Source organism: Acidovorax sp. JHL-9 (assembly GCF_000426205.1).
In the GTDB taxonomy this organism is placed as follows: Bacteria; Pseudomonadota; Gammaproteobacteria; order Burkholderiales; family Burkholderiaceae_C; genus Acidovorax; species Acidovorax soli.
In genome coordinates, this window is the sequence record NZ_AUEX01000023.1 from 42,652 (window position 1) to 64,205 (window position 21,554).

A 21,554-nucleotide genomic window follows, 5' to 3' on the forward strand; every position below is an offset into this window, starting at 1 on the left:
TTTCTTTAGCGATGACGAAAAACTGGGGCGCGCTTGGCCAGGAACGCATTCATGCCTTCCTTCTGGCCTTCCGTGGCGAATGCGGCTTGGAACAGACGACGCTCGTGCAAGATGCCTTCGGCCAGAGAGACCTCATGGGCGCGATTCACGGCTTCTTTGGCCAGGCGGACAGCCGGTGCGTTGTGCCCAGCGATGGTGTGCGCGGCCTCAAGAGCCGTCTGCAAAAGGACGGCGGTGGGGACCACACGTGCCACCAATCCTGCGGCCCGGGCTTCATTTGCGCTAATCGGTCGCCCGGTCAGGATGAGGTCCATGGCGAGCGACTTGCCAACAGCGCGGGTCAGCCGCTGGGACCCACCGATGCCGGGGAGAATGCCCAGCTTGATCTCAGGCTGGCCAAAGTGTGCGTCTTCCGATGCAATGATGAAGTCGCACATCATGGCCAGTTCGCAGCCACCGCCCAGCGCGTAGCCAGCGACAGCGGCGATGATGGGTTTTTTGATCTGCGGCAGGTCCTGCCAGGCAGCGAACACATCGTCTTTCTGAAGTTCGACGAAGCTTCGTTCAGCCATTTCAGCAATGTCTGCACCTGCGGCGAATGCACGGGGGCTTCCAGCAATCACGATGGCGCCCACGTTGTCATCGGCATCGAAGGCCTTCAATGCAGACACGACCTCACGGGCCAGAGTCGTGTTCAAAGCGTTCAAGCTGCGCGGGCGATTGAGCGTCACAAGACCGACACGGTCGCGACGTTCAACAAGGATGGTCTCGTAGCCACCACCTGTGGCAGGTGCGGTCGCACCAGGCGCCGCAGCCGGGATGGGCGGCGCCGGTGCGTCGGCTGCAGTGACGCCATTGGCTTCAGCCTGGGGGGTGGCCTCACGTGCCCGGGCGGAGCGGGTCAGGGTGTTGGTGTTCATTTCGTCTCCTTCGTTGGTTGGGGGTTGGTCAGGAAGCGCTTGCAGGGGCCGGCGCGTAGTCACCGGTCGAAGCCATCAGTTCGGCCAGGATGCGTTCGCGGTGTTGGTCCAGCGTGGGGGCCATCACTGGCTCACGCGGGGTTGCCAGGGTGTAGTCACCGAGCTTGATGGGGTTGCCAGCGGTACGCACTGGGCGGGCGCCCTCGGTGCCGACCTGAATGATCATGTCGCGCGCGCGCAGCTGCGGATGGTCAAACAGGCGGTCGATCGTGTTGATAGGGGCGCAAGGGACGCCCGCAGCATTCAGACGGTCAATCCAGTGCTCGATAGGGGCTTGTGTCGTGATTGCCTCTATGGCCTTGACCATGGCAGGACGGTTCGTACAACGCAGGTCATTGCTCAAGAAGCGCTCATCCAGCGCCACCTCAGGATGGCCCAGGGCATCTGCCATCAACAGGAACAACGTGTCATTGCCTGCGGCAATGACAAAGCGGCCATCGGATGCTGCGAAGGTCTCGAAGGGTGCCAGCGAGGGGTGGCAGTCACCCGTGCGGGTCGGGACCTTTCCTTCGACGTCGTACCGTGCCAGCGCCGTCTCCATCATTGCCGCCTGGCAATCCAGCATGCCGATATCGACGCGAGTTCCCTGCGCGTCGCGTGTTCGGCGATACAAGGACGACACAATGCCAATCGCCGCAAACAGGGCAGCGCTGAGGTCGCCGAAGCTGGTTCCCACGCGAGCGGGCGGAGCATCGGGCCAGCCGGTGAGGCTCATCACACCGCCCATGGCCTGCACCACCATGTCGTAGCCCGGCAGGTCGCTGAAGGGGCCGGTATGTCCAAAGCCCGAGATTGACGCGTAAACGATGTGCGGGTGTGTGCGCGCCAGACGCTCCGGACCGTAGCCAAGCCGATCCATGACGCCGTGACGGAAGTTCTCCACCAGCACATCCGCTTCGTCGAGCATGCGCTCGAGCAGGTCTCGGTCACGAGGACTCTTGAGGTCGAGCGCAACGCTTTCCTTGCCGCGGTTGAAGCACATGAAATAGGCCGACTCGCCATCCACGAATGGACCGAACGCTCGGGTGTCATCTCCGGTACCGAGCTTCTCAATCTTGATGACGCGTGCACCCAGGTCCGCGAGCACCATGGTGCAGTACGGGCCCGCGAGCACGCGCGAGAAGTCCAGCACGGTGATGCCCTTGAGAGGCAGCACCGGAGCGGGTTGATTTGCAACTTGCATTTCTCTTGTCTCCTTAAAATTAGACCGATCGTCTATAAATTGGCAAAAAAAAGCGGCGCGCTAGCGCCGCACGCCCACCAGGAACGATTCAGCAAAGACCTTCAACGGTGTCGCCTTGCGTTCCAGCTTGGCTCGCAACACGGCCCCTTCCCAACCGATCCAGAAGAAGGCGGCCGAGGAGGCGCAGTCCGCCTCGGCAGGAATCTCCTTCGCTTGCTTGGCTGCTTCAAGACACAACGCCAGTCGCCGCTGCCAGTCTTCCAGCACCTCGACCAGCTGTGCGCGGTACGCCTCGGGAAGCCCGCCCATCTCCTGCCCCAGGTTGCCAACCAGGCAGCCTCGCCGGAATCCGTACCGCCGCATGCCTCGTTCGGCATCAACGCAGAACGCCTCGACTCGTGCAAGTGGCGTCATCTTCTCGTCGAGGAAGAACTTGTCCAACTTGTGCGCAAAGTAGGCTGCGTACTGAGAGATCAGCTCGGCGCCGAAGGCCTCTTTGCTGCTGAAGAAGTGATAGAAGGACCCTTTAGGAACGCCCACTGCCCGAAGAATTTCGTCGAGTCCAGTCGCCGAGAACCCCTTCTCCGTCAAGGCAGCGAGACCTGCATGACAGATAGCCTCGCGCGTCTGACGGTATTCACCGTCAATCTTCGGAGGGCGACCCCGCTTGCGCGGGGTTGGCGTGGATTCTGCGTAGACCATAAGCGAATTATTAGACCGGTTGACTTTAAAAATCAAGTGCACCAGCGCGGGGCTTGTCGAAGAAGTTTGCCCTCTCATGGAGCGTTGATCCGGTCCTGGAGAGTCAGATGTGCAAAAAACGCACCATAAATAGACCGACCGTCTACATAAATTCATGGAAAACCCTGATGCCGAAAACTTGAGCGGCTGATAAATTTCTTTCGCAGGCGAAGTTCTCGTCGCTCACTCTCTCAGCATCCGCTGCCAGCACTGCCGGCGAGATGCAAGGCAAAAAGGCCCGATCCGGTTCCCCCCGGCTCGGGCCTTTTTGTTTGCACTTCTCTCAGCGACCCCGTCTCCGGCAACGGAAACAAGGGTCAAAGCGGGCAGGCGGCAGAGGGGAATGAGAACGGCGTCTTGGTCAACCCACTTACTTACCAGGAGACTCGGATGAACAACATCTCACGCCGCAAGCTCGTTCAGTCGGGCGGCGCCATGATCGCGCTAGGTGCCTCGGGCACGCTGCTTACCCGCCCCGCCTTCGCGCAGGAGACCGTCAAGCTCGGCCTGCTGCATTCGCTGTCAGGCAACGTTGCCATCGCTGAGGCATCCCTCGTGGATGCCGAGAAGATGGCCGTGGAAGAAATCAACGCCGCAGGCGGTGTCCTCGGTCGCCAGATCGAGCTGATCGTGGAGGACTGCGCCAGCGACAACTCCGTGTTTGCGGAAAAAGCTCGCAAGCTGCTCGAGCGCGACAAGGTGGCCGCCATCGTCGGCTGCTACACGTCCGCCTCGCGCAAGGCGGTTCTGCCCGCGCTCAACCGCGCCAAGGGCCTGCTGTTCTATCCCACGTACTACGAGGGCCTGGAGCAGGACAAACACGTCATCTACACATCCCAGGAGGCGACCCAGTCGGTGGTGGCAGCCGTGGAGTGGCTTGCCCGCGAAAAAGGCAAGAGCTTCTTCCTGGTTGGCTCTGACTACATCTACCCGCGCACGTGCAACAAGATTGCAAAGCCCACGATTGCACGCGTGGGTGGCAAGCTGGTCGGTGAGGAGTACGCACCTCTCGGTCACACCGAGTTTTCCTCCATCATCAACAAGATCAAGGCGGCCAAGCCTGATTGCATCTACAGCACGGTTGTGGGCGGCTCCAACGTGGCCTTCTACAAGCAACTGCGCGCTGCCGGCCTCGACGGCACCAAGCAGACCCTCCTGTCCACGGTGGTCTCGGAAAACGAGATCGAAGGCATCGGCAAGGAGAACGCCGCCGGCTACTACGCGTGCATGGGCTACTTCCAAAGCCTGAAGAACCCCAAGAACGAGCGCTTCGTCAAGGCGTTCAAGGCCAAGTACGGCGCCGGCCGAGTCATCGGCGACCCGATGCAAGTGGCCTACAACAGCGTGCATCTCTGGGCGCGCGCCGCCACCGTGGCGAAGAGCTTCGACCCCGAGAAGGTTCGCGACGCGGCCGCCAACATCGAGCTCGACGCGCCGGAAGGCCTGGTGCGCGTGCACGCCACCAACCAGCACGTCTGGAAGAAGGTGCGCGTCGGCCGTGCGATGCCAGATGGCCAGTTCGACATCGTTTGGGAATCCCCGAACCCGATCGAACCCAATCCCTTCCCCAAGCTGTAACTGCGATGAGTACCGAAATTGTTGTGATGCAGGTGTTCAACGGCGTAAGCCTGTTCACCATCCTGCTGCTGATGTCCATCGGACTGGCCATCGTGTTTGGCCTGATGGGCGTGATCAACATGGCGCATGGCGAGTTGATGGCGCTTGGCGCCTACGTCACCTACCTGACTGCGGGAGCCTTCTCGGGGTCGTCTCAGAAAACGGAGAATAAAGCACGTTAAGCCGATTGCAGAGGTCGCAACGGCCTGAACTTGCCCGCGCCGATCTTGGCGCTGCTGCGCCAGAGGTAATCGCCGGTCAGATTGATGTGTTCCCAGCCCAACGGCGACAGGTACTGCAATAGCGTTTCATCGACGGCATGGCCGTTGCTACGCAACGCATGCGCTGCGCGCTCCAGGTAGACCGTGTTCCACAGCACGACAGCCGCCGTCACCAGATTGAGGCCGCTGGCCCGGTAGCGCTGCTGCTCAAAGCTGCTGTCGCGGATTTCGCCCAGCCGGTTGAAGAACACGGCGCGGGCCAGTGCATTGCGTGCTTCGCCTTTATTCAGCCCGGCATGGACGCGGCGGCGCAGCTCAACGCTTTGCAACCAGCCCAGGATGAACAACGTCCGCTCGATGCGCCCCAGCTCACGCAGGGCGACAGCCAGGCCGTTTTGGCGCGGATAGCTGCCGAGTTTCCTAAGCATCAGCGAGGCCGTCACCGTGCCTTGCTTGATCGAGGTGGCCAGGCGCAGAATTTCGTCCCAATGGGCGCGGACGTGCTTGATGTTGAGAGTGCCGCCGATCATCGGTTTCAGCGCGTCATAGGCGGCTTCGCCTTTCGGGGTGTAGAGCTTGGTGTCGCCCAGGTCTCGGATGCGCGGTGCGAAGCGGAAGCCCAGCAGGTGCATCAAGGCAAAGACGTGATCGGTGAAGCCCGCCGTGTCCGTGTAATGTTCCTCGATGCGCAGGTCGGACTCGTGGTACAGCAGGCCGTCAAGCACGTAGGTGGAATCGCGCACGCCGACATTGACCACCTTGTTGTGGAACGGCGCGTACTGGTCAGAGATGTGGGTGTAGAACGTCCTGCCTGGGCTGCTGCCATATTTCGGATTGATGTGCCCGGTGCTTTCTGCCTTGCTGCTGGTTCGGAAATTCTGTCCGTCCGACGATGATGTGGTGCCATCGCCCCAGTGCCCGGCAAAGGGATGCCGAAACTGGGCGTTGACCAGTTCGGCCAGCGCCATCGAATAGGTTTCATCGCGGGTATGCCAGGCTTGCAGCCAGGCGAGCTTGGCGTAAGTCGTACCGGGGCAAGATTCGGCCATTTTGGTCAGGCCCAGGTTGATCGCGTCGGCCAGGATCGTAGTCAGCAGCAGATTTTTGTCTTTGGCGAGGTCGCCGGATTTCAGGTGCGTGAAGTGGCGGGTGAAGCCCGTCCACTCATCGACCTCCATCAGCAGCTCGGTAATCTTGACGTGCGGCAGAATCATGGCCGTCTGGTCGATCAATGCCTGCGCGGTGTCGGGCACCGCAGCATCCAGCGGCGTGATCTTCAAGCCCGATTCGGTGATGATGGCGTCCGGCAGCTCGTTGGCCGCCGCCATGCGATTGACCGTGGCAAGTTGCGCTTCCAGCAACTCCAAGCGCTCGCTCAGGTACTGGTCGCAATCGGTGGCCACGGCCAGCGGCAATTCGCTGGACTGCTTGAGGCTGGCGAACTTCTCGGGTGGCACCAGGTAGTCCTCGAAGTCCTTGAACTGACGTGAACCCTGTACCCAGATGTCGCCCGAGCGCAACGCGTTCTTAAGTTCCGACAGTGCGCACAACTCGTAATAGCGTCGGTCGATGCCGGCGTCGGTCATCACCAGCTTCTGCCAGCGCGGCTTGATGAAGTTGGTCGGTGCATCAGCGGGCACCTTGCGGGTGTTGTCGATGTTCATGCCGCGCAGCACCTCGATGGCGTCGAGCACGTCCTTGGCGGCGGGCGCTGCTCGCAGCTTGAGCACGTCGAGGAATTCCGGCGCGTAGCGGCGCAATGTGGCGTAACTCTCGCCGATGCGGTGCAGGAAGTCGAAATCATCGGGCTGGGCGAGCTTCTGCGCCTCGGTGACGCTCTCGGCGAAAGCGTCCCAGGAAATGACGGCCTCGATGGCGGCGAACGGATCGCGGCCCGCCTGCTTGGCGTCGATCAGCGCCTGGCCGATGCGCCCGTACAAACGCACCTTGGCATTGATGGCCTTGCCGGACGCCTGGAACTGCTGCTGATGCTTATTCTTGGCGGCGTTGAACAGCTTGCCCAGGATGCGGTCGTGCAGGTCGATGATTTCGTCGGTAACAGTAGCCATGCCCTCGATGGCCAGCGCCATGAGGGTGGCGTAACGTCGCTGTGGCTCGAACTTGGCCAAGTCGGCGGGCGTCATCTGGCCACCCTCGCGGGCGATCTTGAGCAGCCGGTTTTGATGAACCAGCCGCTCGATGCCGGTAGGCAGGTTGAGCGCCTGCCAGGCTTTGAGACGTTCGATGTGTTCCAGCATGTAGCGGGAATTCGGCTTGGCCGGTGATTGCCGCAGCCATGCCAGCCAGGTGGTCTTGCCGTTGTCGCGGCGCTTCAACAGTTCATCCAGGCGATGCCGGTGCCCGCTCGACAACGGCTCGGACAGGGCTTCGTAGATGCGCCGATTGGCGCGGGTGATGGCCTCGGCACTGGCGCGCTCGATGGCGTTGAGCGCGGGCAGGATGATCGACTGCCGCCGTAGATGCTCAATCAAGGCGTTGGCCAGGACGATGCCCTTGTCGGTTTGCATAGCCAGCTCAGTCAGCGTGTGGACAGCCTGCCGGTAGTGACTCACGGTGAACGGCTGGAAGCCGAACACCGTTTGCAGTTCGACCAGGTGCTCGCGCCGGGTCTGCTCCCGCTGCGCGTAGTCGTCCCAGCTTTCGACCGGCACTTTGAGTTGCGACGCCACGATGCGCAGCAAGGGCGGAAACGGCGGCTCATCAACGCCCAGGATGACGCCGGGGAATCGCAGGTAGCAAAGCTGAATGGCGAAGCCCAGCCGATTCGCAGGCCCGCGCCGCTGACGAATCACCGACAGGTCGGTGTCGCTGAACGTGTAGTATCGGATCAGATCGTCTTTGACATCGGGCAATGCCAGCAGGCTTTGTCGCTCGGTGGCGGACAGAATGGAACGACGCGGCATGCTCAGGACTCGCGCAGGTACTGGTACAAGGTTTCACGGCTAATGCCGAAGTCGCGGGCGATCAGGGCCTTTTGCTCGCCCGCCGCGACGCGCCGTTTCAGTTCGGCAATCTGCTCATCGTTCAGTGACTTTTTGCGGCCCCGGTACGCACCCCGCTGCCGGGCCAGCGCGATTCCTTCGCGCTGCCGCTCGCGGATCAAGGCCCGCTCGAACTCGGCAAACGCGCCCATCACCGACAGCATCAAATTCGCCATCGGCGAATCCTCGCCAGTGAAGGCCAGGCTTTCCTTGACGAATTCGATGCGTACCCCGCGCTTGGTCAGGCCCTGCACGATGCGGCGCAAGTCATCCAGGTTGCGTGCCAGGCGATCCATGCTGTGCACCACCACGGTGTCGCTTTCGCGCACGAAGGCGAGCAGCCTTTCCAGCTCGGGACGCTGGGTGTCCTTGCCGGATGCCTTGTCGGTGAACACCCGCGCCACCTGAACCCCTTCCAATTGCCGTTCCGGGTTCTGGTCGAAGCTGCTGACGCGAACGTAGCCGATGCGTTGACCGTACAAAGTGTCTCCAAGGGTAATGTGTCAGAGTGAAATCTATTACTCTTGACTGATTGTGTCAATAAATTTCATATTGGACTCTATTCTGACGTGATTACAGTCTCTTCCCTGACGTTGCGTTAGGGTATGCCTCAATCTGACGGTAGCGAGTCGCAGGCGTTCGGATCGGCATCGGTTTCGTTCCCTGTCTTGGCACGCGCTTCGAAGCGTTGATAACACTCCAACCCGCAGAAGTGCTCGACGTATTCCGCGCCTTCCGGGGTGAAGGCGGCATCGAGCGGGATTTCCTTGCAGCACACGCAGCAACTGGTGGTGGTCGAGTCACTTGCATTCATGGTGGCACCCCTCCATTGACTGACGAAGACGGCGAATGCCGCCGCCGGCATTGGCTTCGCGAACAGGAAGCCTTGTCCTGTGTCGCAGTCCGCTTGTCGCAATAGATCAAGACTCGCCGATGTTTCCACGCCTTCAGCCACCACATCCATGCCCAGCCCGTGCGCAAGCTGAATCACGGTGTGCACGATGGTTTGGTCGCGGCGGTCGTTGGCGAGCCCGGCGACAAACGATTGGTCGATCTTGAGCGTGCTGATTGGGCAGCACTTCAGATGTTGCAGACAGGAATACCCCGTCCCGAAGTCATCGGCGGCGAAGCGCACACCGATCTGCCGCAAGGCGTCCAGGGCGGGGAAGATCGCCGGATCACCAAACGCGACCGATTCGGTCAGCTCGATTTCGAGATACTCGGCGGGCAACTCGGCATCAGCCAGCACGCCCTTTACCCACCCGTCGAAGTCCGGTCCCACTTGGCTCGCCGAAACATTGACGGCCAGCCGGAACGGTCGCCATGCCAGCATTCGCCAGTCACGCATCTGGCGGCAGGCTTCGCCCAGCACCCAAGCGCCGATTTCAGGCATCAGGCCGGACGATTCGACCACGGGCAGGAACTGGCCCGGTGGCAATAGTCCAAGCGTCGGATGACGCCAGCGCAACAGGGCTTCCGCGCCGACAATCCCACCACTGCGCAGATCGACGACGGGCTGGTAGTGCAGTTCAAGCTGCCCGCGCTCGACCGCTTGGGCCAGTTCCGGCGTCGTCCATCCATCCGGCCGGAAAGCGCTCATTCTCTTTCCCTGAATGCCCGCAACGCCCGCGACAGGGACAGAAGGAACAGGCCGGTCAAACCGAGCGCCGCGATGACCCAATGCTCGCCGAGGAAAGCACCGGCGGTTGTGCCGGCCAGCACGACAGCGAGGATGGGCAGGTGGCAGGGGCAAGTCAGCACAGCCAGTCCGCCCCACAGGTAGCCGGTGATCGGTTTGTGCGTCTCGGACGGCAAGCGCTCGGGGTTGTTCATGGCAGACTCTCCGCGTGCTGTGCCGGCTCGGTCGGCAGGGTGGCCAACTGCACTTCCAGATCGGCCAACGCTTCGCGCCGACGCTCGACGAACTGACGCAGCAGGGCAAGCTGCGCGGCCGCTTCGTCGCCGTCCGCCGCATCCAGCGCCCGGCACAGCCGCGCCAGCGCGTCGAGGCCGATGCCCGCCTCGAAGGCCGCCCGCACGAAGCACAGCCGTTGCAAGGCGGCGTCATCGAACAAGCCGTAGCCGCCTGGTGTGCACGCCACCGGGCGCAGCAATCCGCGCAGCAGGTAGTCGCGCACGATATGCACGCTCACCCCGGCATCAAGAGCCAGCCGGGACACCGTGTAGGCGTTCATTGAACACCTCCTTTTTCTCACCCGGCGCAGCAGGAAAGCTGCTTCACATCCTTGTTGAAGGTCTGCGCCGCGAGCTTCAACCCCTCGACCATCGTCAGGTAGGGGAACAACTGGTCGGCCAGTTCCTGCACCGTCATGCGGTTGCGAATGGCCAGAGCCGCCGTCTGGATCAGTTCACCCGCTTCCGGCGCGACCGCCTGTACGCCGATCAGCCGATGGCTGCCTTCCTCGATAACCAACTTGATGAAGCCGCGTGTGTCGAAGTTGGCGAGCGCACGCGGCACGTTGTCCAAGGTCAAGGTGCGGCTGTCGGTCTCGATCCCGTCGTGGTGGGCTTCCGCCTCGCTGTAGCCCACGGTCGCCACTTGCGGATCGGTGAACACCACGGCCGGCATTGCGGTCAGGTCGAGCGCCGCATCGCCGCCGGTCATGTTGATCGCGGCACGGGTGCCGGCCGCTGCCGCCACATAGACGAACTGCGGCTGGTCGGTGCAGTCGCCGGCCGCGTAGATGTTCGGGTTGCTCGTGCGCATGCCTTGGTCGATGGCGATGGCACCTTGCGCATTGACAGTGACCCCCGCTGCGTCCAGCGCGAGGCTGCGCGTGTTCGGTGTCCGACCGGTGGCAACCAGCAGTTTGTCGGCGCGCAATTCACCGTGCGTGGTGGTCAGCACGAATTCACCGTCCATATGGGCGACCTGGCTGGCTTGCGTGTGCTCCAGCACCTCGATGCCCTCGGCACGGAAAGCGGCTGTCACCGCCTCGCCGATGGCCGGGTCTTCACGGAAGAACAAGGTATTGCGCGCCAGGACCGTGACCTTGCTGCCCAGCCGGGCAAAGGCTTGCGCCAGCTCCAGCGCCACCACCGACGAGCCGATTACGGCAAGGCGTTCGGGAATGGTGTCGCTCGCCAGGGCCTCGGTGGAAGTCCAGTAGGGTGACTCTTTCAAGCCCGGAATCGGCGGGACCGCCGGGCTGGCACCCGTGGCGACCAGGCAGCGGTCGAACATCACGACGCGCTCGCCACCCTCGTTCAAACGGACGGTAAGGCTCTGGTCGTCCTTGAAGCGCGCCTCACCGTGCACAACGGTGATGGCCGGATTACCGCCCAGGATGCCTTCGTACTTGGCGTGCCGCAGTTCGTCGACGCGGGCCTGCTGCTGGGCCAGCAGCTTACTGCGGTCAATCGTAGGCACAGTTGCCGCAATACCGCCATCGAACGGGCTTTCCCGGCGCAGATGGGCGATGTGGGCGGCGCGGATCATGATCTTGGACGGCACACAGCCGACATTGACGCAGGTGCCGCCGATGGTGCCGCGCTCGATCAGCGTGACCTGCGCGCCTTGCTCGACGGCTTTCAGCGCCGCCGCCATCGCGGCTCCACCGCTGCCAATGACCGCTACCTGCACCGGGGGCTCGTTGCCACTGTGCTTTTCGGCGGCGGCCATCCATCCCCGCACCTTGTCGAGCAGTCCGACGCGGTTGTCCGCCAGTGGCGCATCGGCTAGCGTTGCCTTGTAGCCCAGTCCGGCCACGGCGGCAGTCAGCGCGTCCGGCGATGTGCCCGGCACGATGGCGAGTTGCGCTGTGCCCTTCGGATAGGACACCAGCGCCGACTGCACGCCTGGCACTTTTTCCAGCGCTTCCTTGACGTGCGCCGCGCACGAGTCGCAAGTCATGCCGGTGATTTTTAGATGGGTCATGCAACAGATCCTTTATCGTTTGTGGCGCCAGACAATGACGTCCGTTGTGCTGCGGTGCCGTTTTCAGTGACTCACTGCTTGACGCTGGACGGATAGCCCGCGTCTGCGGTTGCCTTGGTCAGCTTCTGCACGCTGGTCTTGGCATCGTCGAAGGTGACGACCGCTTGGCGTGTCTCGAAAGTCACGTCAACTTTGCTGACGCCTTCGACCTTGGAAATCGCCTTCTTGACAGTGATCGGGCAGGCGGAGCAGGTCATGCCCGGTACGGACAGCGTGACGGTCTGGGTGGCGGCCCAGACGGGGGCAACAACGGCGGCGAGGGCGAGGGAGGCAAACAGTTTCTTCATGGTGAACTCCGATCAGTAGAAAAATGGCATGACGTAGGGAAATCCGAGCGCGACCAGAACCAGCGCGGCCACGATCCAGAAAATGAGCTTGTAAGTAGCTCGCACTTGGGGAATCGCGCAGACCTCACCCGGTTTGCAGGCCGCTGCCTGCCGGTAGATGCGCCGCCAGGCGAAGAACAACGCCACCAGCGCCACGCCGATAAAGATGGGGCGATAGGGTTCCAACACCGCCAAGTTGCCGATCCAAGCGCCGCTGAACCCCAAGGCGATCAGAACCAACGGCCCGAGGCAGCAAGCCGAGGCGAGGATGGCGGCAAGCCCTCCAGTGAAGAGCGCGCCGCGCCCGGTTTTTGGTTCAGACATGCGCTTGTCCTTTCGAATTGAAATTGGATAGCGTAACCTTACTTCCGTACTCATGTACGGAGTCAAGCGATATGGAAAACAATTTGGAGAACCTGACCATTGGCGTTTTCGCCAAGGCGGCCGGGGTCAATGTGGAGACCATCCGTTTCTATCAGCGCAAGGGCTTGTTGCTGGAGCCTGACAAGCCCTATGGCAGCATCCGCCGCTATGGCGAGGCGGATGTAACGCGGGTGCGCTTCGTGAAATCAGCCCAGCGGCTGGGCTTCAGCCTGGATGAGATCGCCGAGCTGCTGCGGCTGGAGGATGGCACCCATTGCGAGGAAGCCAGCAGTCTGGCCGAGCACAAGCTCAAGGACGTGCGCGAGAAAATGGCTGACCTGGCGCGCATGGAGGCCGTGCTGTCTGAGTTGGTGTGCGCCTGCCATGCGCGAAGGGGGAACGTTTCCTGCCCGCTGATCGCGTCACTACAGGGTGGAGCAAGCTTGGCAGGTTCGGCTATGCCTTAGCGTGCTTTATTTTCCGTTTTCTGAGACGACCCCTACCTAACAACCTAACGATCGAGAACATCAAGGCCGGCAACTCAAATATGCGCAACCCCATCCTGGCGTCCTTTGCCGCCAAGCTCCTCCCTTATCGCGGATTGGGTAGCGGCCTGCTGCGCTCACTGCGGGCATGGCCGCAGATCGAACTCATCGATGATCGGGCCGGCAATCTGTTCAAGGCTATTGTGGCGCGTCCCAGTGTGCTGGAGCCGGCCGGAAGATCTTGACTGATCGGCTGGGTCGGAGGTGGATAGGCTTCTGGTTTTTAGATCGTCGCTAGGGTGTCAGCATGAAACTGCACGAAGAAAATGAACCGTTCTTCATCACCGAGGACATAGCCGCCGAGATGGCCGCTGCCGGCTACGAGTTCAAGCCCCCCGGCCATGCCAGAACGAAGAGCATCCGCGACCTGTACGGATGGCAGCCCGGGGAGACTCTGGAAGAGGCCATTGCCCGGCACCAGCGCAGGCAGTGTTCATCCTCTTGATCTAAGGATGGTATTTTTCATGGCATCAATTGGCTTGCCATTATTAAGTCGTTGATATTAAAAGAGTTTTTATGCTTATAGATAATCGAGTGGGAGTGAAATCAGGTCCTTCGGGGACTATCGCCACCTATCGAGAATCCGACGTAACGTGTTGATTTCAAAGGAAATACGTCACGGCAGCTATCGGCGGCTATCGCCGGGCAGCGAAACGGATTGACGGTAGAGGTGACGGTAGAAACCGGAGGCCGGATTAAGACCTCCTTGTTGACTATCGAGGCCAAATCGGTCTTTGACGGTAAAACACTCCTCTGGAAAGCTTGTTTCATGCGGCTTTCCGGGCATCAGCAGGTCTCCTGACCCCTGACGGTAAAAGCCGTCATAAACAGGAGGAAAAACCTCGATGCTTACCGACACCGCACTGCGCAATTTGAAGCCTAAGTCCTTGACTTATAAGGCTTCTGACCGGGATGGAATGTACGTGACGGTATCGCCCACCGGTACCGTCACCTTCCGCTTCGATTACCGTCTCAACGGCCGCCGCGAGACCCTGACCATTGGCCGCTACGGGCCGTCCGGCATTTCGCTGGCGATGGCCCGCGAAAAGCTGCTGGATGCCAAGAAGGCCGTCGCCCAGGGCAAGTCACCGGCGTATGAGAAGCAGCGCGAGAAGCGCCGCCTGACCGCCGCCAAGAACTTTGGCGACATGACCGCCCAATGGCTGGCCGGCGCCAGGATGGCCGACAGCACGCGAGCGATGCGCAAGAGCATCGTCGATCGGGACATCCTGCCGGCCTTCCAGAACCGCCTGCTCAACGAAATCACCGCCGACGACTTGCGCGCCTTGTGCGGCAAGGTGAAGGGGCGCGGGGCACCAGCCACTGCGGTGCACGTCCGCGACATCGTGAAGCAGGTCTATGCCTTTGCCATCCTGCATGGGGAGAAGGTGGAAAACCCGGCGGCCGATGTAGGCGCAGCCTCGATTGCGACCTTCGTACCGAAGGACCGTGCCTTGTCGCCGCTGGAGATCCGCCTGATGTCGCGGCAGATGGAGTCGGTAGCCACGTATCCGACCATCCGTCTGGCGCTACGCATGATCCTGTTGACGCTGGTGCGCAAGAGCGAGTTGATCGAGGCCACCTGGGACGAGGTCGATTTCGAGAACGCGACCTGGACCATTCCGAAGCAGCGGATGAAGGGGCGTAATCCGCATGTGGTCTACCTGTCGCGCCAGGCGCTCGACATTCTGGTGGCGCTGCACACCTGCGCGGCCGGATCGAAGTTCGTGCTGCCGTCGCGCTACGACTCCGACCGTTGCATGTCCCACGCGACCCTCAACCGGGTCACGCAGATCGTGGCGCAGCGGGCCAAGGCTGCAGGCCTGCCGCTGGAGCCGTTCACCGTCCACGATCTGCGCCGCACGGGCTCGACGCTGCTCAACGAGATCGGGTTCAACCGCGACTGGATCGAGAAGTGCCTTGCGCACGAGGAGGGGCGTTCCTCGCGCTCGATCTACAACAAGGCCGAGTACGCCGACCAGCGGCGCCACATGCTGCAGGAGTGGGCCAGCATGGTCGATGCCTGGATCGACGGGCAGACCTACTTGCCGAAGCTGATGCCAGACAACGTCGTCGTGCCGGTGTTGACTGCAATGGCCTGAAGCGGCGGCCAGGTTGTCACTTGACAACCTGGCCAATCATCCCCATACTGGAGACTGTTGATGGCCCGTTCCTCTCATCCGAAGAAAGAGATCGAGGAAGCACTTAGGCATGCCGAAGGGCAGGGTTGGCGTGTGGAAGTCGGCGGCAGCCACGCCTGGGGGCGGATTTACTGTCCGTACAACGACGCCGAGTGCCGCTGCGGCGAGTTTTGCATCACCAGTGTGTGGAGCACGCCGAAGAACCCAGGGAACCACGCACGCGCTTTGCGGCGCGTCGTGGACAACTGCACGACGCACCGCAAGCAGCAGGAGGCGGCCGACGGTGCCGAGGAATAGCGCGATGGAATACACCTTCACCCTGAAATATCAGCTTGCCGATGATGACCGTGACGCGGATGCGCTGGTCGAGCGCTTGGGCGAGGCCGGCTGCGACGATGCCCTCGTCGGCACCGGGCAGCCGGGGCGGCTCGCGCTGGAGTTCACCCGCGAGGCGGACAGGGCGGACGCGGCGGTGCGCAGCGCGCTGGCCGACGTGCGGTGCGCCATACCGTCAGCCAGGCTGATCGAGGTCGCGCCGGATTTGGTCGGGCTGACCGATGTGGCCGACATCGTGGGCGTGTCGCGGCAGAACATGCGCAAGCTGATGCTGGCCCATCCGTGCAGCTTCCCTGCGCCTGTGCATGAGGGCAGTGCGTCGATCTGGCACTTGGCGGATGTGCTGGCTTGGTTGCAGGCCAAGGGCAGCTACTCGCTGGCTTTGGACGTTCTGGAGGTGGCGCGCGCGGCTCTCCAGGTCAATGTTGCCAAGGAAGGGCAGCGGCTATCGGGTTCGGCTGCCAAGGGGTTGGAAGCTCTCGTTGGATGAGGCTGCCGCCAGCCTCATCTTTGATTGGAACCCGCCCGAACAGGGCGGGTTTTTCGTAGGTGGACATCCGGCTTGCCGGCGATGACGCGAGGGGCTTGCTTGCGCTTCTCGATCCAGGCCTCCACCTCGGCCAGGTCCCACACCACGCAGCGTGGCGTCAGATTGAAGCGCCGCGGAAACTCGCCGCGGCGCTCCATTTCGTAGATCGTCGTTTCGGCCAGGGGGACGATCTGACGCAGCTCGTGGCGGCGGATGGTGCGCCGAAATGGCAGAGCGCTGTGTTTGGGGAACTGCGGAAGATCCCCGTAGGCGTTCGAGCCTGGCAAGGGGAGGGATGCCGGTTGCGGGCGCATCGCCAGGTCCGTGTCCAGGTCGATTTTTCCTAACGGGTTATTCTCCATGTCGAACTCCGTGATTGTTCGGCGATGCATGGATTGCCGCCGCGTGACGATATCGTGTCTTTCATGGGCTATCGCGGAAACTCTCAGGAGCGTAGTGAGGCGTACTGAAGACAAATAGCCGAGGGAAGAGGGGGGAGAGCATGGCGACGGTAACGGTTTCTCCGATTCATTTGGAGGACTACAGCGGCATCCAGTTTGAGCGCTTGGTCTTTGCGTATCAAGTGCGCGCTGGCTGGCGTGACCTGATCTGGCACGGTCAATCGGGAGGCGACCAAGGGCGGGACATCTCGGGTATCGAGCCATTCGATGATCAGCCCTCACGCAAGACCATCATCCAGTGCGCGAACCGGGGCACGTTGACGTTGGCGAAAGCCAAGGCCGACATGGGCAAGGCGGTCAAGGCTACAAGCGGGGTGATGCGCAATGTAGGCTGTCGATCTGAACAGGATAGACATGAGGCGACACCAGTGTGACACTCATCCTGCTCGAGAGGAGTACCAATCAGGCGCTGGGCCCTGCGAGAGCAGCTGTCCATCAGGGAGATCGCCCGCCGCACGGGCCTCTCGCGCAACACCATCCGTAAGTACCTGCGCGCAGGCGAGGCCGAGCCGCACTACGCCAAGCGGGTCAGCCCTTCCAAGCTCGACCCCTTTGCCTTGAAGCTCGCCGGCTGGCTCAAGACGGAAGCTGGCCGATCCCGCAAGCAACGGCGTACCGTCAAGCAGATGTATGCCGATCTGCAGGCGCTGGGCTATACCGGCTCGTACAACCGGGTCGCGGCCTTTGCCCGCCTCTGGCAAGAACAACGCCTGGTGGCCCAGCAGACCACCGGCCGCGGCACCTTTGTGCCGTTGGCCTTCGGCCCCGGCGAGGCGTTCCAATTCGACTGGAGCGAGGACTGGGCTGTTCTCGCCGGCGTGCGCACCAAGCTGCAGGTAGCCCACTTCAAGCTCAGTCACAGCCGAGCGTTCTACCTGCGCGCCTATCCGCTGCAGACGCACGAGATGCTGTTCGATGCCCACAACCATGCGTTCGTGGTCCTGGGTGGTGTGCCCAGGCGCGGCATCTACGACAACATGCGCACCGCTGCCCGTCCGGATGTACGCGTGGAGCAGCCGAGCGTGCAATACACTGAGCTGACCGGGACGTACTACCTTCTCATACAGCAGCGAAGACTTCGCATACTCTTTAACGTCGAACAGCAGGCCAGCAAGAAGCAGCGTTTTCTCAGGGGCTAGATCAGTGGCGACGAGCTGCTCGGCTCGCGCAAGCGCTACGCAGCAAGTTTAGGGTCAGAGCGTCGCAGCACTCTGTATCCAGAAATAGCGACCGGCAGACTGGGCGTCGAGGAGAAGTCCGTCAGCCGCGCTTCTACCTGAACGGCCTGCTCTGTAAAGCCGCCTCGTTCAGCAGCCAATCACGAAATGCTAACCGCTACGGTGAGTACCCCGCTAGCTGAACCCTCGAGCAAACGCTCCATCCCCGCCGCCAATCTGTCGAAGCCAGCCCGAATATCGGGTAACGCGCGCTCCGCCGTGTCAGTGAGAACTAGCCGTGTTCTCCCCTTGGTGCCTCGCACGAACAAAGGAGTCTCCAGCCAATCCTCCAGTGTCCGCACGAGCTGTCCGACGGCGGCTGGCGTCACGTTCAGTTCGGTGGCCGCTGCCGCAAAGCTCTGGTGACGGGCGCTGGCCTCAAACGCGCGCAGGGCATTCAGATGAACAGGTAACTTCATTTAGATAAATATTTTCTTTATCAATTGAACACTTTATCTCGTTTGCCACCAAATAGGAACCCCAGAACAATACAAGCTATGCAGGGGCCTTCGCTTGGTGAGTGCCTGCTAGCCGACGTCTCTTACCAATAGTTTTTCTGGGGATGTTTCGGTGACGTGGTTTGATGTTTTTTGCGAGGAGCGGTGCGCTGGCCGAGGAAGGCTGGATTGACAGCTCCGGTTTTCATTCAATCAAGTCCTGCGCTGAGCAGGCACTAGAGAGGCTTTCATATGAGCGGTCAATTCAAAGGCAGGAAGCTGCTAGCAATCGGCGGTACCAGTGGCATTGGCATGGAGTCAGCACGCATGGTGATGGCTGGCGGCGGCAGCGTGGTAACCTATGAATGCGAATGACGGATTGAGCTGCGGCATTGACGGTTGCACGTTTTGAAAGTGTGATTGGCTTCTTGCCGCAGTGACGTTGGCTAGAGGGGAGCATGGAGACAAAGAAGAACGAGTCCGGCTTTGCCAGGAACACGAGCGCACAACAGGGCACATGGTGGCTGGCTGCGGTCACAGTCATCACGATGCTGGCGTTCGCGGCGAACTCACTGTTCACGCGGATGGCCTTGCGGACCACGCCCATCGACCCGGCCACCTTCGCGGCTGGCAGGCTGATGGCGGGTGCGCTGACGTTGGCAATCATCATCGGAATGAAGCGGCAGCGTCCGGGCGTGTCCTCACATGGGTTGCTGTCGGCCACGTTGCTGTTCGTCTATGCGGCCGCGTTCTCCTTCGCCTACCGCGGCATGGACACGGGCGCGGGGGCGCTGGTGCTGTTTGCTTCGGCGCAGTTGCTGATGATCGGCTTTGGCTACGCCCGCGGCGAAAAAACCAACCTGTGGGGCGTGGCGCTGGCCCTGGCTGGCCTGATCGTCTTTCTCTCCCCCTCGGATGCCGCTCCGCCGCTGGGCGACGCCACTCTCATGGTAGTGGCCGGCCTTGCCTGGGGCGGTTTCTCGCTGGTGAGCCGCACGGATGGTTCGCCGGTTCTGGGTACAGCGAACAGCTTTCTTCTGGCGGCGCCACTGGCGCTGACGCTATTGTGGCTTTGGCGGCATGAGCTTCACTACGACCCGACCGGGATGCTCTATGCAGCATTGTCGGGAGGGGTGACTTCCGCACTCGGGTATGTCGTCTGGTACTGGGTGCGCGTGCGCATGGCGGCGATCACCGCTGGAACGGTGCAACTTTCAGTGCCCGTACTGAGCGCCGTGCTCGGCGTTCTAGTGCTGGGTGAAACGCTGTCGGCCAAAAGCGCCGTGGCTGCCATCCTGGTTCTGCTTGGGGTTGCGCTGACGACGCGCGCGACGCGCACGGCGGCACAGGCATAGAAACTTGAAGGACTTTTGATGAAACACTACGACTACATCGCCATTGGCGGCGGCAGCGGCGGCATTGCGTCGGTCAACAGGGCCGCCATGTACGGGAAGAAATGCGCCTTGATCGAGGCGGGCGAGATTGGGGGCACGTGCGTCAACGTGGGCTGCGTTCCCAAGAAAGTCATGTGGTATGCGGCGCATGTCGCGGAAGCCATCCACCACTATGGCCCGGACTATGGGTTCGACACGACGGTAAGCCGCTTCGACTGGGCCACGCTGGTGAAAAACCGCAGCGCCTACATCGAGCGCATCCATGGGTCGTATGAGACCGGCCTGAATCGGAACAAGGTGGACGTGATCGCCGGCTTTGGCCGCTTTGTCGATGCCCACACTATCGAGGCCGGAGGCGAGCGGATGACAGCCGACCATATCCTCATCGCGACGGGTGGGCGCCCTTTGCGCCCGGATATTCCCGGCGCGCAGCATGGCATCGATTCGGACGGCTTCTTTGCCCTGCCGGAGATGCCTCGGCGGGCGGCAGTCGTTGGCGGGGGCTACATCGCCGTCGAATTGGCAGGCGTGCTGAACGCCCTTGGCGCGCAAACGCACTTGTTCGTGCGCAAGCATGCGCCGATGCGCTATCTCGATCCGCTGCTCACCGATACCCTGGTGGAAGTGATGCAAGCGGAGGGGCCAACGCTGCACACCCATGCGGTTCCCAAGGCCGTCCACAAGCACGCGGACGGCAGCCTGACGCTGGAACTCGAAGACGGCCAGACCCATACGACCGACTGCATCGTCTGGGCCGTGGGCCGCGAGCCGCACATCGAGGGGCTGAACTTGGAGGCTGCCGGCGTCATGATCGACACCAACGGCTATGTGCAGGTGGACAAATACCAGAACACCACTGTGCCTGGTGTCTATGCCGTTGGCGACGTGACAGGACTGGTGGAACTGACGCCCGTGGCCGTGGCAGCCGGGCGCCGTCTGTCCGAACGCCTGTTCAACAACAAGCCCGACGAGCATCTGGACTACAAGAACGTCCCCACGGTGGTGTTCAGCCACCCACCCATCGGAACCGTGGGATTGACCGAACCCGAAGCCCGGTTGAAGTACGGCGATGACGCCGTGAAGGTCTATCAGTCCGCGTTCACCGCGATGTATTCGGCGGTGACCCGCCACCGTCAACCTTCACGCATGAAGCTCGTCTGCGTGGGAGCGGATGAGCGGATCGTGGGCATCCACGGCATTGGCTTTGGCATGGACGAAATCCTCCAAGGGTTCGCGGTGGCATTGAAGATGGGCGCGACCAAGCGAGATCTAGACAACACAGTTGCTATACATCCCACGGCTGCGGAAGAGTTTGTGACCATGCGCTAGGTTTCTGTCAGCCGGCAATCCCTCCCCTTCTGTCGTGTACAGCGAACTGGAGTCGGTCTGCTGGGGCTGTCATGATCATCTTGCCCCACATGAATCAGTTCCTCGCTAGATATATTTCACTTGCGGTGGGTGGATTCTCTTTCGTCGTAGATCAAATGCAGCACTTTACCTATGGCTGGCAGATGATGTTTCAGGGCACGTTCAAGCTGCACGATCCCTGGATGGAAGATCCGTGGGTTCTCTGAGCCTGCACGATGATCCTCCTCGCAGGGCAAATCGGCGTCCTCATGGAGGCCGACCGCGGATACAAGAAAATTGAGAGGAAGGTCAATTAACCTCAACCGGCGCGAAGCACGGATTTATTGCGACTGCGCATGAATGGCAGAAGGCACGGCCGCCTGCGTGAGTTCGGCAGGCGCCTCTATCGCGCAATGGAGGATGTTTCCATTTGCGTTCGAGGAAAGCTCATCCATCATCCAGATGATGCGGGGTGTTGATTTCCACGCAGAAGTGACCCACTAACCCCCAGGATTTCCATCTAAATCTGATCCACGTACTAACCCTAACCTGCTGCTTTCTTAAGCAGCAGGAGACCAGGAGTGATAGACGTGGCAACACTGAGTGTCATCAGGCGCTGGGCCCTGCGAGAGCAGCTGTCCATCCGAGAGATCGCCCGCCGCACGGGCCTCTCGCGCAACACCATCCGCAAGTACCTGCGCGCGGGCGAGGCCGAGCCGCACTACGCCAAGCGGGTCAGCCCTTCCAAGCTCGACC

Annotated in this window: 24 protein-coding genes and 4 pseudogenes; 15 read left to right on the top strand and 13 right to left on the bottom strand. The window is 61.6% G+C overall.

The genetic code is table 11. The features are described 5' to 3' along the window. Window positions 1-5 precede the first annotated feature (5 nt). The 3 genes from K225_RS0114480 to K225_RS0114490 are packed head-to-tail and all read right to left on the bottom strand — an operon-like array spanning window position 6 to window position 2,865. Window positions 6-920, bottom strand: coding sequence for an enoyl-CoA hydratase (locus tag K225_RS0114480; RefSeq protein ID WP_081679699.1), 915 nt, complete (start codon window positions 918-920; stop codon window positions 6-8). Window positions 921-948: 28 nt separating this feature from the next. Then, the gene (locus K225_RS20890; protein WP_034712831.1) at window positions 949-2,163 is read right to left on the bottom strand and encodes a CaiB/BaiF CoA-transferase family protein; all 1,215 of its coding nucleotides are present in this window, start codon (window positions 2,161-2,163) and stop codon (window positions 949-951) included. 60 nt (window positions 2,164-2,223) lie between these two features. Further along, window positions 2,224-2,865, bottom strand: coding sequence for a TetR/AcrR family transcriptional regulator (locus K225_RS0114490; RefSeq protein ID WP_026437087.1), 642 nt, complete (start codon window positions 2,863-2,865; stop codon window positions 2,224-2,226). A 429-nt stretch (window positions 2,866-3,294) separates the two neighbouring features. Here K225_RS0114490 and urtA point away from each other — a divergent pair, with 429 nt between their 5' ends. Both urtA and K225_RS0114500 read left to right on the top strand, forming a co-directional pair. Beyond that, complete coding sequence (gene urtA, locus K225_RS0114495) at window positions 3,295-4,482, top strand: urea ABC transporter substrate-binding protein (RefSeq protein ID WP_026437088.1); 1,188 nt, start codon at window positions 3,295-3,297, stop codon at window positions 4,480-4,482. A gap of 5 nt (window positions 4,483-4,487) precedes the next feature. After that, window positions 4,488-4,649, top strand: a pseudogene (locus K225_RS0114500) (urea ABC transporter permease subunit UrtB); the annotation flags it as partial. Window positions 4,650-4,699: 50 nt separating this feature from the next. On the opposite strand, the gene K225_RS0114505 reads toward K225_RS0114500, so the two are convergent. From K225_RS0114505 to merT, 8 genes are all read right to left on the bottom strand, one after another. Next, window positions 4,700-7,666, bottom strand: coding sequence for a Tn3 family transposase (locus K225_RS0114505; protein WP_026437090.1), 2,967 nt, complete (start codon window positions 7,664-7,666; stop codon window positions 4,700-4,702). Between the two features lie 2 nt (window positions 7,667-7,668). Next, window positions 7,669-8,226, bottom strand: a complete 558-nt coding sequence (locus K225_RS0114510) for a recombinase family protein (protein WP_012478189.1) — start codon at window positions 8,224-8,226, stop codon at window positions 7,669-7,671. A gap of 128 nt (window positions 8,227-8,354) precedes the next feature. Continuing rightward, a complete protein-coding gene (locus K225_RS22605) occupies window positions 8,355-9,344 on the bottom strand; it encodes a DUF3330 domain-containing protein (protein WP_003132006.1) in 990 nt (329 codons plus the stop codon). Beyond that, window positions 9,341-9,577 carry a broad-spectrum mercury transporter MerE gene (merE, locus tag K225_RS0114520; protein ID WP_003132004.1) on the bottom strand — a complete coding sequence of 79 codons (237 nt, stop codon included), beginning with the start codon at window positions 9,575-9,577 and terminating at the stop codon, window positions 9,341-9,343. Before merE ends, K225_RS22605 begins: the two co-directional genes overlap by 4 nt. Continuing rightward, on the bottom strand, window positions 9,574-9,939 hold the full coding sequence (gene merD / locus K225_RS0114525; protein WP_000995360.1) for a mercury resistance co-regulator MerD: 366 nt from the start codon (window positions 9,937-9,939) through the stop codon (window positions 9,574-9,576). Before merD ends, merE begins: the two co-directional genes overlap by 4 nt. A gap of 17 nt (window positions 9,940-9,956) precedes the next feature. After that, complete coding sequence (merA, locus tag K225_RS0114530) at window positions 9,957-11,642, bottom strand: mercury(II) reductase (RefSeq protein ID WP_003158917.1); 1,686 nt, start codon at window positions 11,640-11,642, stop codon at window positions 9,957-9,959. A 71-nt stretch (window positions 11,643-11,713) separates the two neighbouring features. Beyond that, window positions 11,714-11,989, bottom strand: coding sequence for a mercury resistance system periplasmic binding protein MerP (gene merP, locus K225_RS0114535; protein ID WP_003131987.1), 276 nt, complete (start codon window positions 11,987-11,989; stop codon window positions 11,714-11,716). Window positions 11,990-12,001: 12 nt separating this feature from the next. Continuing rightward, the gene (gene merT / locus K225_RS0114540) at window positions 12,002-12,352 is read right to left on the bottom strand and encodes a mercuric ion transporter MerT (RefSeq protein WP_003131974.1); all 351 of its coding nucleotides are present in this window, start codon (window positions 12,350-12,352) and stop codon (window positions 12,002-12,004) included. Between the two features lie 71 nt (window positions 12,353-12,423). Between merT and K225_RS0114545 the strand changes: the two genes are divergently transcribed. From K225_RS0114545 to K225_RS0114570, 6 genes are all read left to right on the top strand, one after another. Beyond that, the gene (locus tag K225_RS0114545) at window positions 12,424-12,858 is read left to right on the top strand and encodes a mercury resistance transcriptional regulator MerR (RefSeq protein WP_003131969.1); all 435 of its coding nucleotides are present in this window, start codon (window positions 12,424-12,426) and stop codon (window positions 12,856-12,858) included. An 80-nt stretch (window positions 12,859-12,938) separates the two neighbouring features. Continuing rightward, window positions 12,939-13,121: a hypothetical protein gene (locus K225_RS0114550; protein WP_026437091.1), complete on the top strand. Its 183-nt coding sequence runs from the start codon at window positions 12,939-12,941 to the stop codon at window positions 13,119-13,121. A gap of 62 nt (window positions 13,122-13,183) precedes the next feature. Further along, the gene (locus K225_RS0114555) at window positions 13,184-13,381 is read left to right on the top strand and encodes a hypothetical protein (RefSeq protein WP_011805724.1); all 198 of its coding nucleotides are present in this window, start codon (window positions 13,184-13,186) and stop codon (window positions 13,379-13,381) included. 400 nt (window positions 13,382-13,781) lie between these two features. Then, on the top strand, window positions 13,782-15,038 hold the full coding sequence (locus tag K225_RS0114560) for a site-specific integrase (protein ID WP_026437092.1): 1,257 nt from the start codon (window positions 13,782-13,784) through the stop codon (window positions 15,036-15,038). Window positions 15,039-15,098: 60 nt separating this feature from the next. After that, a complete protein-coding gene (locus K225_RS0114565; RefSeq protein ID WP_026437093.1) occupies window positions 15,099-15,374 on the top strand; it encodes a hypothetical protein in 276 nt (91 codons plus the stop codon). 4 nt (window positions 15,375-15,378) lie between these two features. Beyond that, a complete protein-coding gene (locus K225_RS0114570) occupies window positions 15,379-15,903 on the top strand; it encodes an AlpA family transcriptional regulator (RefSeq protein ID WP_026437094.1) in 525 nt (174 codons plus the stop codon). A gap of 14 nt (window positions 15,904-15,917) precedes the next feature. On the opposite strand, the gene K225_RS0114575 is transcribed toward K225_RS0114570, so the two are convergent. Next, window positions 15,918-16,304 (bottom strand): AlpA family phage regulatory protein, encoded by a 387-nt coding sequence (locus tag K225_RS0114575; RefSeq protein WP_026437095.1) that lies wholly within the window; start codon window positions 16,302-16,304, stop codon window positions 15,918-15,920. 140 nt (window positions 16,305-16,444) lie between these two features. Between K225_RS0114575 and K225_RS20895 the strand changes: the two genes are divergently transcribed. Together K225_RS20895 and istA are read left to right on the top strand one after the other, a co-directional pair. Then, window positions 16,445-16,777 carry a hypothetical protein gene (locus K225_RS20895; protein WP_238323241.1) on the top strand — a complete coding sequence of 111 codons (333 nt, stop codon included), beginning with the start codon at window positions 16,445-16,447 and terminating at the stop codon, window positions 16,775-16,777. Between the two features lie 27 nt (window positions 16,778-16,804). Then, a pseudogene (gene istA, locus K225_RS20900) lies at window positions 16,805-17,455 on the top strand (IS21 family transposase); the annotation flags it as partial. Window positions 17,456-17,730: 275 nt separating this feature from the next. Here the strand turns inward: istA and K225_RS0114590 are convergent. Next, a pseudogene (locus K225_RS0114590) lies at window positions 17,731-18,039 on the bottom strand (LysR family transcriptional regulator); the annotation flags it as partial. Window positions 18,040-18,309: 270 nt separating this feature from the next. Here K225_RS0114590 and K225_RS22245 point away from each other — a divergent pair. The 5 genes and pseudogenes from K225_RS22245 to K225_RS22255 all read left to right on the top strand — a co-directional run. Continuing rightward, a pseudogene (locus tag K225_RS22245) lies at window positions 18,310-18,414 on the top strand (sugar dehydrogenase); the annotation flags it as partial. Between the two features lie 101 nt (window positions 18,415-18,515). Further along, entirely contained in the window at window positions 18,516-19,412 is an 897-nt protein-coding gene (locus K225_RS0114600; RefSeq protein WP_026437097.1) for a DMT family transporter, read from the top strand. An 18-nt stretch (window positions 19,413-19,430) separates the two neighbouring features. After that, window positions 19,431-20,780 carry a glutathione-disulfide reductase gene (gene gorA / locus K225_RS0114605; RefSeq protein ID WP_238323242.1) on the top strand — a complete coding sequence of 450 codons (1,350 nt, stop codon included), beginning with the start codon at window positions 19,431-19,433 and terminating at the stop codon, window positions 20,778-20,780. 71 nt (window positions 20,781-20,851) lie between these two features. Beyond that, a complete protein-coding gene (locus K225_RS22250; protein ID WP_155885284.1) occupies window positions 20,852-21,025 on the top strand; it encodes a hypothetical protein in 174 nt (57 codons plus the stop codon). Window positions 21,026-21,379: 354 nt separating this feature from the next. Then, window positions 21,380-21,554: helix-turn-helix domain-containing protein (locus tag K225_RS22255; RefSeq protein ID WP_034712860.1), on the top strand; the 175-nt coding region annotated here is incomplete at its 3' end.

Excerpts from the sequence above, each read along its gene's own strand:
- K225_RS22250 (WP_155885284.1), top strand. The coding sequence starts at position 20,852 with ATGATCATCTTGCCCCACATGAATCAGTTCCTCGCTAGATATATTTCA.
- K225_RS0114575 (WP_026437095.1), bottom strand. The coding sequence starts at position 16,304 with ATGGAGAATAACCCGTTAGGAAAAATCGACCTGGACACGGACCTGGCG.
- merA (WP_003158917.1), bottom strand. The coding sequence starts at position 11,642 with ATGACCCATCTAAAAATCACCGGCATGACTTGCGACTCGTGCGCGGCG.
- K225_RS0114560 (WP_026437092.1), top strand. The coding sequence starts at position 13,782 with ATGCTTACCGACACCGCACTGCGCAATTTGAAGCCTAAGTCCTTGACT.
- K225_RS0114490 (WP_026437087.1), bottom strand. The coding sequence starts at position 2,865 with ATGGTCTACGCAGAATCCACGCCAACCCCGCGCAAGCGGGGTCGCCCT.
- K225_RS0114565 (WP_026437093.1), top strand. The coding sequence starts at position 15,099 with ATGGCCCGTTCCTCTCATCCGAAGAAAGAGATCGAGGAAGCACTTAGG.
- K225_RS0114570 (WP_026437094.1), top strand. The coding sequence starts at position 15,379 with ATGGAATACACCTTCACCCTGAAATATCAGCTTGCCGATGATGACCGT.
- merE (WP_003132004.1), bottom strand. The coding sequence starts at position 9,577 with ATGAACAACCCCGAGCGCTTGCCGTCCGAGACGCACAAACCGATCACC.
- K225_RS0114480 (WP_081679699.1), bottom strand. The coding sequence starts at position 920 with ATGAACACCAACACCCTGACCCGCTCCGCCCGGGCACGTGAGGCCACC.
- K225_RS0114550 (WP_026437091.1), top strand. The coding sequence starts at position 12,939 with ATGCGCAACCCCATCCTGGCGTCCTTTGCCGCCAAGCTCCTCCCTTAT.
- K225_RS0114505 (WP_026437090.1), bottom strand. The coding sequence starts at position 7,666 with ATGCCGCGTCGTTCCATTCTGTCCGCCACCGAGCGACAAAGCCTGCTG.
- K225_RS22605 (WP_003132006.1), bottom strand. The coding sequence starts at position 9,344 with ATGAGCGCTTTCCGGCCGGATGGATGGACGACGCCGGAACTGGCCCAA.
- K225_RS0114555 (WP_011805724.1), top strand. The coding sequence starts at position 13,184 with ATGAAACTGCACGAAGAAAATGAACCGTTCTTCATCACCGAGGACATA.
- K225_RS0114545 (WP_003131969.1), top strand. The coding sequence starts at position 12,424 with ATGGAAAACAATTTGGAGAACCTGACCATTGGCGTTTTCGCCAAGGCG.
- K225_RS20895 (WP_238323241.1), top strand. The coding sequence starts at position 16,445 with ATGGCGACGGTAACGGTTTCTCCGATTCATTTGGAGGACTACAGCGGC.
- gorA (WP_238323242.1), top strand. The coding sequence starts at position 19,431 with ATGAAACACTACGACTACATCGCCATTGGCGGCGGCAGCGGCGGCATT.
- urtA (WP_026437088.1), top strand. The coding sequence starts at position 3,295 with ATGAACAACATCTCACGCCGCAAGCTCGTTCAGTCGGGCGGCGCCATG.
- K225_RS0114600 (WP_026437097.1), top strand. The coding sequence starts at position 18,516 with ATGGAGACAAAGAAGAACGAGTCCGGCTTTGCCAGGAACACGAGCGCA.
- merT (WP_003131974.1), bottom strand. The coding sequence starts at position 12,352 with ATGTCTGAACCAAAAACCGGGCGCGGCGCGCTCTTCACTGGAGGGCTT.
- K225_RS20890 (WP_034712831.1), bottom strand. The coding sequence starts at position 2,163 with ATGCAAGTTGCAAATCAACCCGCTCCGGTGCTGCCTCTCAAGGGCATC.
- merD (WP_000995360.1), bottom strand. The coding sequence starts at position 9,939 with ATGAACGCCTACACGGTGTCCCGGCTGGCTCTTGATGCCGGGGTGAGC.
- merP (WP_003131987.1), bottom strand. The coding sequence starts at position 11,989 with ATGAAGAAACTGTTTGCCTCCCTCGCCCTCGCCGCCGTTGTTGCCCCC.